9 protein-coding genes and 1 tRNA gene are annotated in these 12,026 nt (G+C 76.2%); 3 read left to right on the plus strand and 7 right to left on the minus strand.

The window, feature by feature from the left end:
- Nucleotides 1-142: 142 nt before the first annotated feature.
- The 5 genes from EF903_RS18650 to EF903_RS18670 form a co-directional block, all read right to left on the minus strand.
- Nucleotides 143-1,723, minus strand: a complete 1,581-nt coding sequence (locus EF903_RS18650; protein ID WP_260615567.1) for a bifunctional phosphatase PAP2/diacylglycerol kinase family protein — start codon at nt 1,721-1,723, stop codon at nt 143-145.
- Nucleotides 1,724-1,884: 161 nt separating this feature from the next.
- Nucleotides 1,885-2,910, minus strand: coding sequence for a thioester domain-containing protein (locus EF903_RS18655; protein ID WP_260615569.1), 1,026 nt, complete (start codon nt 2,908-2,910; stop codon nt 1,885-1,887).
- 362 nt (nt 2,911-3,272) lie between these two features.
- Entirely contained in the window at nt 3,273-3,680 is a 408-nt protein-coding gene (locus EF903_RS18660; RefSeq protein ID WP_125544639.1) for a single-stranded DNA-binding protein, read from the minus strand.
- Nucleotides 3,681-3,773: 93 nt separating this feature from the next.
- Entirely contained in the window at nt 3,774-5,603 is a 1,830-nt protein-coding gene (locus tag EF903_RS18665) for a GTPase (protein WP_125544641.1), read from the minus strand.
- A 4-nt stretch (nt 5,604-5,607) separates the two neighbouring features.
- Nucleotides 5,608-7,263, minus strand: coding sequence for a GTPase domain-containing protein (locus EF903_RS18670; RefSeq protein ID WP_125544643.1), 1,656 nt, complete (start codon nt 7,261-7,263; stop codon nt 5,608-5,610).
- Between the two features lie 332 nt (nt 7,264-7,595).
- On the opposite strand from EF903_RS18670, the gene EF903_RS18675 reads away from it, so the two are divergent.
- Nucleotides 7,596-7,668: transfer RNA gene (locus EF903_RS18675), tRNA-Arg, on the plus strand.
- A gap of 265 nt (nt 7,669-7,933) precedes the next feature.
- Here the strand turns inward: EF903_RS18675 and EF903_RS18680 are convergent.
- The gene (locus EF903_RS18680; protein WP_125544645.1) at nt 7,934-9,442 is read right to left on the minus strand and encodes a class I adenylate-forming enzyme family protein; all 1,509 of its coding nucleotides are present in this window, start codon (nt 9,440-9,442) and stop codon (nt 7,934-7,936) included.
- 280 nt (nt 9,443-9,722) lie between these two features.
- Nucleotides 9,723-10,175, minus strand: a complete 453-nt coding sequence (locus EF903_RS18685; protein ID WP_125544651.1) for a phospholipase — start codon at nt 10,173-10,175, stop codon at nt 9,723-9,725.
- A 397-nt stretch (nt 10,176-10,572) separates the two neighbouring features.
- Here EF903_RS18685 and EF903_RS18690 point away from each other — a divergent pair, with 397 nt between their 5' ends.
- Together EF903_RS18690 and EF903_RS18695 are read left to right on the plus strand one after the other, a co-directional pair.
- Complete coding sequence (locus EF903_RS18690; RefSeq protein ID WP_125544647.1) at nt 10,573-11,085, plus strand: hypothetical protein; 513 nt, start codon at nt 10,573-10,575, stop codon at nt 11,083-11,085.
- 142 nt (nt 11,086-11,227) lie between these two features.
- A complete protein-coding gene (locus tag EF903_RS18695; protein ID WP_260615572.1) occupies nt 11,228-11,923 on the plus strand; it encodes a 4'-phosphopantetheinyl transferase superfamily protein in 696 nt (231 codons plus the stop codon).
- Nucleotides 11,924-12,026: the final 103 nt, after the last annotated feature.

Raw genomic sequence — 12,026 nt, forward strand, 5'->3', positions numbered from 1 at the left:
CTGCAGCCCCGGCCGGGCTCCCCTGCCACCTCTGCCGCCGCGGCCCCGCCGACCCCCGCCGACCCGCAGGATCACGGCGCTGGTCTGCGGCGGAGCCGCAGGAAAGGCGCAGGAACGGCGCGTCCGGCGGCCGCCCGGCCGGTCAGCTGAGGCGGTAGACGGTCAGTGCGTGCGGGAGGGTGTCGACGACCAGGGACTGCGGGGCCCGGGCGTACTCGCCGTCGTACGCCAGCGGGGTGCCGGGCGGGACGTCGTCGATGCGCAGGTGCGGGAGCCGGGTCGCGGTGTGGACGGGGGACCGGGAGAGCGGCCCCGCGAACGCGGCGGCGAGGAGCCGCGGCCCGGGCCGGCCGCCGCCGTGCACGAGGCGGACGTCGAGCAGGGCCTCGGCGAGGCTGTCGCGGCGCCGGGGGGCGGGGCCGGTGCCGTGGTAGGTGCCGTTCCCGGCGAACAGCAGCCAGACGTTCCGCGGCCGGCCCGAGAGCCGCAGCCGCACGGGCCGCTGCGTGCGCAGCACCCGCCAGGCCGCGAGCACCATGGCCGGGCCGCCGCCGATGCGGGGCGCCCAGTGCAGCCGGTGCCGCAGCAGCTCCGGGTAGGCGCCGATGCTGAAGGTGTTGAGGAAGTACCCGGCGGGAGCCCCGCCGCCGGGGTGCGCGGCCGGCTCGGCTTCCGCGGCGCGGCCGGAAGCACGGGCGGTGTCGGAACCGAGATCGGGATCGGGATCGGGATCGGGATCGGCGTCCGGGCCGGGTGCGGCGACCGGTTCGGGGCCGGGCGTGAAGCGGCCGACGCCGACCTTGACGGCGCGGCCTTCCGCGATGGCCCGGCAGGTCTCCTCCGCACCGGCCAGGCCCAGGTCCAGCGCGAAGTGGTTGAGGGTGCCGCCGGGGAACACGGCGAGCGGCAGTCCGGCCCGCAGGGCCGTGGTGGCGGCGGCGTTGACGGTGCCGTCGCCACCGCACACCCCGAGCACGGCGGCCCGGCCCGCTGCGGCGTTCAGCTCGCGCCGCAGGTCGGGGCCGTCGCATTCGACGATCTCCGCCTTCGGCAGCCGGTCCCTCAAGACGTCGAGCCCGGCCGCGGCGGCGCTGCCGGACCCGGCGTTGACGACCACCACGAGCCCCTCCCCGTCGGGCAGGGCGGGCGCGTCGACGGCGTCCGGCTCGTCGCCGGGGACGGCCCGTGCGCCTTCCAGCCGCTGCGCGATGCGGCGGACGGCGAACCCGGCGGCCACGCCGAGGGCCGCGCCTGCGGCGACGTCGGACGGGTAGTGCACCCCCGTGTAGACCCGGGAGAACGCGACGGACGCGGCGACGGGTGCCACCGCGGCGCCCAGGGCGGGCGCGTGGAGTGCGAGCCCGGTGGCGAACGCGAAGGCGGACGCCGAGTGCCCGGACGGGAAGGAGGTGGTCTGCGGCTGCCGGGACAGCTGCCGGACCGCCGGCACCCCGTCCAGCAGCGGCCGGGCCCTGCGTACGGACCACTTGCCGATGGTGTTGATCGTCGCCGAGGCCAGGGCCAGGGAGGCGCTCGCCCGGAGTGCCGCCTTGCGGGCGGGGGCGGAGCCGAACGCGGCGATCGCGAGGGCGGTCCCTCCCCAGAGCACTCCGTGGTTGGCGGCCCGCCCGAGGCGCGGCAGCACCCGCTCCCCACCCGGCCAGTGGCGCCGTGCCACCGCGTCGAACAGCGCCCGGTCCCAGCGCGCTGCGGTCCCTCTCAAGGTCATCTCATGATCCGCCACCCCACGCGCTTACCCCGGCCCACCGCCCGGGAACCGGTCAGCTTTCCCTCAGCCCCCGTACAGCGGACGCGCGGGCGGCCGCGGTGCCGCGGTGCCGCCGCTCCTCGGGAGGTGCGGCACCTCGTTGGGCGGCGGCGTGGCTAGGCGCCTTCCTCCTCCTCCAGCGGTCGCTTGCGGACCAGGAGGACCACCAGGCCGCCCAGGACCACCAAGCCCACCGCCAGGGAGGCGATCACCGGGGTGGCCGCGGAGCTGCCGCTGGTGGCCAGGCGTTCCTCCTCGGGGGTGGTTTCCGAGGAGGCGGCCGCCGCGACCGTATTCGGAAGGGTCGTGTCGCCGGCGGCGCCGGCCTCGGTGACGACGGCCGCCGGCCACAGCGCGGTGGCCTGCGCGCTGACGGCGGAGGCGCTGGAGCCGGCGACGATCTGGGCCTGGGTCGGCATGCCGCTGGTGAAGACGCGTCCGACCGGCACCTTCGTCGAGCCCTGCACGGTGACGGAGGCGGTCCCGTCCGGGGTGCCGGCGGGCACCTCGAAGTACAGCCGGCTGCCGTTGGCGGCGGCCGTGACCGGCTTGCCTTCGGCATCGACGATGCGGACGCCCATCGCGACGGCCGCCGCGTCGGGGGCGACGGACACGCTCTGGGCGCCCGTACGGACCGTGACCGGGCCGATCCTGCTGCCGACCGGGCCGGACACGCTGCCCGGGTCCAGCCCGAGCGAGGCCGGCGGCTCGGGAAGCCGGCCGGCGGACCGCTGGAGGTAGTCGGCGAGCTTCTCGGCGGCCGGGTCGGCCGCCTCCACGCTCGCGCCGTCGGCGAGCCGCCAGATCGCCACCTGGGTTCCGGCCGCCGCGCTCTCCGCGGTGAGCGCACCCGCGCCGGCGGCCTTGGCGAGTCCGGCGAGGTCGTTCAGCTGCGGATAGGAGTGCTCCAGGACCCAGCGGATGCGGCCCGCCTCGGCGTTCCCGGCCAGGGGGCTGCCGCCCCAGGCGCTCTCGGTGTAGCGGGCGTGGGGCTGGGCGTGGCCGGCGACTCCGACCCCGTACGTCTGGAGGGTGCCGCCGCCGTCGACCCGCATCTCGTAGAGCCCGGCCGGGATCTGCCGGACCGAGCCGTCGGGGGCGCGCAGGACCGCCTGCCCGTACGTCTTGAGCCCGTCCAGCACGGCGCCGGCCCCTTCCGCGGTCCGGGGCGCGGGCATGCCGGTGTCGGCGGCCGCGCGGGCGCCGGGCGCGGCGGTGAGGGCCGCGGCGAGCAGCGCGGCGGCCAGGGGGCGGCGCGCCGCGCCGCGCCCCGCCGCGGGGGCCGCTTCGCCGCCGGGTCTGGGGGAGCGGGCCGCGGCGGAGCCTGCCGCCGGAGCCGCGGCGCGGGCCCCGGCAGGCAGCGGATCAGGTAGCGGATCAGCCGCAGCAGCAGAAGCGGAATATGAAGCGGAGGATGCGGGAACGCCAATCGACACAGTCTTCCCCTTCGGGCCAAAGACCCAGGTGCCCGTGAGTACCGGGGAATCCTAGCCTCATCGAACACTCAGACCACCGCCGCCTTCTGAGCGACCATCAGTGCCGGTTCGGCCCTGGTGATCCTGCGGAACGCGGCGGTGCCGCGGTTGAGGTCGTGCCCGATGGCGGTCGCGTCGATCTCCGCCGAGAACCAGCGGTTCCCCTCCGCGTCGGGCGGGTCGTCCCGGACCCGCAGCCGGCCGTGCACGACGAGCGGCTCCCCGACCGAAACGGAACCGGTCAGGTTGACCGCGAGCGTGCGCCGGGCCCACACCGTGTAGAAGCTGGTGGACCCGTCTGTCCAAGCGTCTTTCCGGCGGTCGAAATACCTTGGCGTGACCGCGAATCGGAACCGTGCGGACGGCCCGTTCGCGGTTTCCTTGTAGTCGATCTGCGTGGCCACGTACCCCACGAGCGTCACCAGCGTGTCGTTCACGGCGGCCGCCTCCCCTCGTCGTGCCCGCGCGGCCTCTCCGCACGGGCACCACAAGACTCGCCCGGACCCCCAAGTTCCGTTTTTGCCTGTGGATTACGAGCGGGATGTGGACAACCTCGCCACCGCCGCGTACTGCTCGCGCACCTCCCGGTACCGCAGGAGTTCCGCGGCCACCGGCTCCAGCACCCGGGCCCGCCCGCAGCCGGCCGCGGCCTGCCGCAGCCTCCGCTCGGCGTCCTGCCCGTACCGCCGCGCCGGTCCGCGGGCGGCGAGCGAGCAGGTCCACTCCACCAGCGGCCCGCCGACGATGCCCGAAGCCATCAGCAGCACCGGCGGCAGCAGGTGCGGCGGCAGCACGCCCACGATCTGCCCCACCAACCACAATCCGCCATAGATCTGAAGAAGCGTCATCGCCGCCTGCGCGAGCACCGCCGCCGGCCACCACGCGGGCCGCGGCGGCTTCGTGCCGGGCGGCGAAGCGGCCGGCCCCAGCGTCAGCGCGACCTCGTCCAGCATCTCCGGAAGCTGCTCCCCGCCCCGCACCGCGGTCTCGCGCACCGCCTGCGCCCACGGGTCGGGCAGCCCGGTCGCCGCGGCGTCGGCGACCGCCCTGACCGCCTGCTCCACCCGCTGCCGGGCCGTCACCTCCGCCTCGGCCGGCGACTGCGGCTCCGCAGCCTGGCCCGTGCCCCGACCGCCGATGGCCGCCAGCGCAGCCAGCCCGGACAGGGTGCGCGGGGCGCGCCGGTTCTCGTACCAGCGCCACAGCCGCAGCCAGGGGGTTCCGCACGCCTTCCCGGCGTTGCGCCGCCAGGCCCGTTCGGCGGCGAGGCCGGCCGCGCTCGCCCCGACCGCCTCCGCGAGCCGGTCCTCGAACTCGGCGCGCGCCTGCTCCGAGATCTCCGCTCCCGGGCGGCCTTCGGCCACGTACAGGGGCCGCATCCGGCCGGCGGCGCGGTCGACGTCGGCCGAGATGCGCCGGGTGGCCGCGCCCCGCTCCTGCGTGAACTGGCCGAGCAGCTCGCGCAGCTCACCGACGCCCTCCCCCGTGAGGGCGGACAGCCCGAGGACGGTGGCGCCGGGCTCCTCGTGCTCGCCGAGGGCGATGCCGTCCTCGTCGAGCAGCCGGCGCAGGTCGTCCAGGACGAGGTCGGCGGCCTCGCCGGGCAGCCGGTCGACCTGGTTGAGCACGACGAACGTCACCTCGGCATGCCCGGCGAGCGGCCGCAGGTACCGCTCGTGGAGGACCGCGTCCGCGTACTTCTCCGGGTCGACGACCCACACGACGGCGTCGACCAGGGCGAGAACGCGGTCCACGTGGTCGCGGTGGACGCCCAGCGCCGAGTCCAGGTCGGGCAGGTCCACGAGGACCAGGCCGCGCAGCGCCTCCGCCTCGGGCGTCTCCCGCGGGCGGCGCCGCAGCCGGCCGGGGATCTCCAGTCGGTCCAGCAGTCCCGCCGCGCCGTCGGACCAGCTGCACGCGATGGGGGCGGCGGTGGTCGGCCGGCGCAGCCCGGTCTCGGAGATCTGTACTCCGGCAAGGGCGTTGAACAGGGTGGACTTTCCGCTTCCGGTGGCTCCGGCGATCGCGACGACGGTGTGCTGCGCGGACAGCCCCCGGCGTGCCGCCGCCTCGTCCAGGACGCGCCCGGCCTCGGCGAGGGTCTGGCCGTCGAGGCGGGTCCGGGAGAGCGCGACGAGCTGGCGCAGCGCCTCCAGGCGTGAGCGCAGGGCCTGCGCCTCGGGGCTGAGCGGGGGCGGCGGGGTGCGGCCGCCGTCGCTGCCGGCGCCGGACAGGGCGCGGACGAGTGCGTCGTCGCCCTCGTCGCCGTCCTCGTCGTCCGGTTCGCCGGGTACGGGGCGGGAGCGGGCGATCAGGCCGTCGTCCCAGCGGTCGTCGGTGCGGTCGGCCAGGGCGCTCACCGCGTCACCTCTCCTTCTGCAGTACGGACAGCGCCGCGATGAGTTCGGCCTGCGGCTCGGGCGTCACTTCGAGGGCCTCCAGGGGGGCGAGCCGCCGGTCGCGTTCGGTGCGCAGCACCTCTTCGAGGTGTTCGGCGACGAGTTCGCCGCCGCGGTCGCGCAGCCGTACGGCGGCCTGGACGCCGATCCGCTCGGCGAGCTTCTCCCCCGCGGGCCGGGCCCGCTTGCCGCCGAGGAGGGCGGCCGCGAGGAGCGCGGTGACGGCGTCGGGGTCCGGCGGGGGCTGCCGGTCGAGGGCGGCGACCTCCTCCTCGACGAGCTCTTCGAGGACGCGCCGCCAGCGGCGGACGGCCAGACCGATGCGTTCCGCCGCCTCCCGGTCGGCGGCGGGCGCCGGCAGGGCTCCTGCGGCGGGTTCGCGCCGCCATGCCCCGGCGATCCGCTCCTCGGCGGCGGCGACGGCGCACTGGAGCAGGGCGGCGAGGGATTCGGCCAGCGAGTCGAGGAGTTCGTCGGCGGTGGTGTCGAGGGGGTAGCCGCGCCAGCGGGTGAGGGCGTCCCCGGCGAGGACGGCGCCCTGGTCGAGCCGGGCCCGCACCCGCTTGCCCTCCCTCCGGTACGCGTCCTCGACGGCTGTGGTGAGCCGTACGGCGGCGGCGTACTGGGCGGCGACCGCCGACGCCAGCTCCGGCATGCGGCGCCGGAGGGAGTCCAGCGCGCCGAGCGCGGTGCGCCCGACGGCGTACTGGCGGGCGGCGGGGTCCTGCGCGTGGTGCGCGAGCCAGGCGCCGAGCGGTGCGACGGCGCTGGCGGGCAACAGGCCTCCGCCGCCGGCGGATTCGGGCAGCTCGGGCACGGTGAAGCGGGGCACGTCGCCCAGGCCGGCGCGGGTGAGGAGGGCCCCGTACTGGCGGGAGACCTCGGCGAGGACCTGGTGGGGGACGCGGTCGAGGACGGTGACGAGGGTGGCCTTGTACTGCTTGGCGGTGCGCAGCATGTGCCAGGGCACGGCGTCGGCGTAGCGGGAGGCGGTGGTGACCATCACCCAGACGTCGGCGGCGCAGATGAGTTCGGCGGCGAGTGTCCGGTTCTCGACGACGAGGGAGTCGATGTCGGGGGCGTCGAGGAGGGCGAGGCCGCGCGGCAGGCCGGTGACGGTCTCGATGCGCAGCTCGCGGGTGGCGGCGGAGCCGGAGCGGCCTCGTCCGCCGGGGGTGCCGCGTCCGCGTCCGGCGTGTCCGGTGGTGCCGCGGCCGCGGTCGCGGGCGGGGTACGGGTCGTCCTCGTCGGGCGGCGCCCAGACGCGGAGCAGGTCGGGCAGGATCCGCATGCCGGCGAACCAGTGGTGGTCGTCGGGGTGGCAGACGAGGACGGGGACCCGGGTGGTGGGCCGCAGCACGCCGGCTTCGCTGACCTGGCGGCCGACGAGGGAGTTGACGAGGGTGGACTTGCCGGCCCCCGTGGACCCGCCGACGACGGCGAGGAGCGGCGCCTCGGGGGATTTCAGGCGGGGTACGAGGTAGTCGTCGAGCTGCGCGAGCAGCTCGGCTCTGGTCTGGCGGGCGCGCGGGGCGCCGGGAAGGGGCAGCGGCAGACGCACGGACGCGACCCGGTCGCGCAGGGCGGACAGGGCATCGAGCAGCTGAGGCCGAACATCCAAGGTCACCACATGTGAAGAATGCCCAATTTAGGACCCTTTTTGAAGCTTATACGCCCTCTGCGCGCCGACCGCGACTCCAGAGGGACCTTCCGGTCAGAGCAGACGAGTGGGGCGCAGGCATAACGAGTGCACAACACCCGGCCCGACGCGGCGCAAAAGCGATGCGAGAATCGCACCTGCCTGCGATTATCGGGACCGCTTCACCGAACCTCCACATCGTGGCACGCGGGTGAAGCAACCGGGACAAGGCGACCGGAGCCCTATCCTTGACCCGGCACGGACGACAGTCCCACCCCCACCCCGGGGCTCCAGGCCGACACGGCCGCCTTCCGGCCCCCGTAGCTCAGTGGATAGAGCAGGTGCCTTCTAAGCACTTGGCCGCAGGTTCGAGTCCTGCCGGGGGCACTCTCCTTATCTGACCAGCGGACACGCTGGTCAGACTCTTTTCCCGGCCTTTACACGGCGTTCAAGGCCAAGTGCCTCGCCGAAGTGGATGGGGCTGCTCCGCTCCCGTAGCTGTCCGGATCCGGCCCACGGGCAGGGAGCACCTTTCGCACTCGGCACGCGAAATGCGGCCGAATTTCCTTCCGGACCGGGCCGACCCGCCGGGCCGACCCGCCGGGCCGGCCCGCCGCGGTCAGCGGCGGCCGGCGCCCCCGGAGGCGGTCGTTCAGCGCCGGGCGGCCGCTTCCTCACGGAGGAGGCGTTTGTCCGGTTTGCCGTGGGGGGTGAGGGGGATGTCCTCCCGCCAGAACACCGCCGTCGGGCGGTAGGCCGGGGCGAGGGCGCGTTCCACCAGGTCACAGGCCTCCGCCGCGGTCGGCGCGTCGGGGGTGCGGCCCGCGGCCGGGACGAGGAAGGCGCACACCTCCTCCCCCGCCGCCCCGCCGGGCCGGCCCACCACGGCCGCGCGGGCGACCGCCGGATGCCGCGCGAGGGCGGCCTCCACGGGCAGGCAGTACACGTTGTCCCCGTCGACCATCACCGCGTCCGCGACCCGGTCGTCGAGGTGCAGGTAGCCGTCCGCGTCGGTGTGGCCGAGGTCGCCGGTGCGCAGCCAGCCGTCGCGGAGCACGGCCGCCGTCAGGTCGGGGCGGCCCCAGTAGCCGGACATCACGGCCGCCGACCTGGTCCACACCTCGCCGGTCCGCCCGGCGGGCAGCGGCCGGCCCTGCGGGTCGCGGACCTCGACCTCCACGCCTGCCGCGGGCCGCCCGACCGACGTCAGCAGGTCAGGCCGGTCCGTGACCGCGGCGTCGTGGTCCGCGGGGGTCAGCCGGCAGATCACCGCGGATTCGTTCATCCCGTACCCCTGCTGCCAGCGGCCGCCCCAGCGGGTGACGGCCTCCCGCAGCCGCTCGGGCAGGACGGGTGCGGCCCCGTACGAGATGACGCCGAGCCCGGGAATCCCGTCGGCGGTCGCCGGGTCGTCGAGGAGCCGGTAGAGCATGCCGGGCATCAGGTACGAGGCCGCGGGCGCCAGCCGCCGGCAGGCAGCCGCGAACTCCCGCGGGTCGAAGGCCGCGAGGACCTCCGTACGGCCGCCGGCGCGCAGCTGCTCCAGGCAGCGGCCGCCGGCCCGCTGGGCGAGGGAGGTGACGGACACGTACGCGGGAGGCTCGCCGCGATCACGGGTGGCGCGCCCGTCGGTACGGGCCGCGAGCGCCCGGAACGTGGTCGCCACCCCCTTGGGGACGCCGGTCGTGCCGCCGGTGTACGCCACGCGGGCCACGTCGTCCTCCCGGGCGGCCACGGGTACGGGGACCGGATCGCGGGCGTCGGCGGCCCGCAGCAGTGTGTCGAGGGGCAGCAGGCGGACCCCGGCGCCGGGTGCGGGCACGGGGATGTCGTGGACGACGAGCGCGGGCCGGCAGTCGCGGAGGACGAACTCCAGCCCGGAGGTGTACGGGTCGGCGACGACCTGGGTGAGGCGGGCGCCCAGCACGTGCGCCGCGAGCCGCAGCTGGATTACTTCGGTCCGGTTGCGGCCGAAGACGCAGGCGAGGCCCGTACCTCGCCCGGCACCGCGGTCCGCGAGCTCGCCCGCCAGCCGGTGGACGCGCGCCAGCAGCCCGGCGAAGTCAAGCACCTCGCCGCCGGAGCCGAGGGCGGGCCGGTCCCCGTACCGCTCCAGTGCTCCGACCAGGCCGGCCACGTACCGTGCCCGTGCTGCCGCCATGCCCTCTCCTCTCCCGGGGAGGCGGGGGCGGCCGTACGGGCCGGGCGGGTGCCCGCTTCCGGCGTGTCCGTCCAGCCGCCGCCCGCTGCGCCGACCACCGGCCCTCCTACCCGCCCGAGGTCTTCGACGCACCGGAGCAGCGCGCCGGGTTTCCACCGGACTGCGGCGCCGCACCCCGCGGATTCCGCTCGTTCGAGGGGGCGGGGGCCGGCTTCTGTTCGCCGGTGGTTCGCTCGATCTGCTGACGTGCGCCAAGTCCCGGCAGTGGACGGGCCCCGGCTCAGGCTGCGGGGCCGTCGGGCGGAGTGTCGTGCGAGGACACGCCGAAGGCCCTCACCGCCTGGTAGTAGGTCCAGGCGGTGCCGTCGCAGGACGTCTTCCGGGCGCCCGAGTAGGAGGCGCACACGCGTTGCAGATCCGCGTGGAAGGCGTCGTCGAGGCGGGCCTTGTGGGCCGGGAAGGTCCCGGCCCGCTCGTAGTTGCGGTAGCCGAAGTCGTGGCGGGCGCAGGCGTTCCGGAAGGGGAACCCGAGGGGGTTGTCGGGCGAGGAGGAGCAGTAGTCCGTCGACCAGTCGAAGCCGTACGCGGCCCACGGGCCCGGGTCGGAGCGCGCCGCGGCCCACGCGTTGTAGCCGGCGGAGCCGGTCTGCGTCCACCTGCTCAGCACCTGCGGCTTGTCGGCGGGGACGGTGGAGGCGGAGAAGGCCGGAGCGGCAGGGGCGAGGACGAGCACGGCCGCCGCGGCGGCGGCGGCCGCCGAGGGGCGGGCGGGGGTGCGACGACGGGGCACGGAACCTCCTGGAGCGGGAGCGGGGGACCAGCGCGGGAGCCGCACGCCGCAGCGCGACGCCTCCGCTCGGGAGCGGGGCACGACGCCGCCGATCCCCGCGCCCGCTATAACGGCGCTGCGTGTCCCGGGTGTCGGGGCGCGAGCCGTGGTCCCGGCAGCCGTGGGGGCGCCGCCCGTCGGCTGTCGGCTCGCCCCGCGCCGACCGCACGGGGTCACAAGTCAGGCCTGCCACCGGGACCGTGCAGTCCTCAGGTACCGGTCCCCATCAGACCTCAGACAGATCTCACGTTCGTCCTGGGGAGGGACGCGGGACGACGGCCCCCCGACCGAGACTGAGGGCATGAACCGCCGTCCCCTCGTCATCGCCGCCGCCGTGGCCGCAGTGGTCGCCACCGCCGCGTTCGCGCTGCCCAACCTCCCGCCCAACCCCCTGACGGACCCGATCACCGACCAGGTGTTCCAGGAGGAGAGCAGGCGGTACCCGACCGCCGCCGACGCGCCGCGGCGCGGACCGGAGGCGTTCACGCTGCCGTCGTGGGTGCCCGGGGACGCCAGGGACATACGGATACACGCACGCACCACCGGGGGCGAGGCGCGCCTGATCCGCTTCACGCTGGGCTCCACCCCGCTCGACGGGCCGCAGTGCCGTGCCGGTGCGCCGAAGCGGCCGCGGGGGCGGGAGTTGGACGCCAAGTGGTGGCCCCGGGGCATACGCCCGCAGGAGCGGCCGGAGTGCCGGGACGCCCACCAGTACCAGGTGGCGGTGCGCGGCAGGCACGTCTACGCCTGGACGGACGGAACCCCCTCCCCCGGTGCCGCGTCCGGCCGCTCCATACCCGCCGTGGCGCGCTGACCGCCACTGCCGCGGGCGGGGCCGGGCTGGGCGTGAGCGGCGGCGGCCGGCTCCACGACGGCCATCTCCCATGGTGGCAGGGGAGTTTCGCCGCCGGTGCCGCCGGCCGGCGTGCGGAGGCCTCCTCTACCCTCGTCGGGTGATGACGTACGTGAACCGGCTCGGAGTGGACGTGCCGCGCACCGGCGAGCCGCCGCAGGGTGACGCCGTGGCGGCGTGGTCGCTCGACACCACACTCGACGTGGTCGGCGGCCACCGCGTCGCGGAGGCGCTCCCGCTGCTGGACGCGGAGGAGCGGGACCGGGCGGAGCGGTTCGTGCGGCCCGGCGACCGGCACCGCTACGTCGCCTCCCACCTCGGACTGCGCCTGCTGCTCGGCGGCTACCTGGGGCTGGCTCCGGAGAAGGTGGCGCTGATCCGGGAGTCGTGTCCCTGCTGCGGCGCGCCGCACGGCCGGCCCGCGGTGGCGGGAGCAGGGGTGCAGTTCTCGCTCTCGCACAGCGACGACATGGCGTACCTGGCGTTCGCGGGGGCGGCAGTCGGCGTCGACGTGGAGAAGGTGCCCGGCGACGACGTGGTGGCGGATGTCATCGACCTGCTGCACCCGTCCGAGACGGCGGAGCTGGCCGCGCTGCCGGCGTCCGGGCGGCGGATCCCCATGGCCCGGATGTGGGCCCGCAAGGAGGCCTACCTGAAGGCCACCGGCGCGGGCCTGGCGGACGGCCTGGCCGAGCCGTACGTCGGCACGGGCCCCGACCCGGCCTCACTCGCCGGCTGGTACCTCGCGGACCTCCCGGCACCGCCCGCCTACGCGGCGGCCCTGGCCCTCAGAACCTGACCGGCCGCCCGCCCCGGGGAGGAGCCGGGCCGGAGGCCCCCGGGGCGGGCGGCCGGTCAGGTTCTGAGGGCCAGGGCCGCCGCGTAGGCGGGCGGTGCCGGGA

This window comes from Streptomyces sp. WAC05292 (assembly GCF_003949955.1).
GTDB lineage: Bacteria > Actinomycetota > Actinomycetes > Streptomycetales > Streptomycetaceae > Streptomyces > Streptomyces globosus.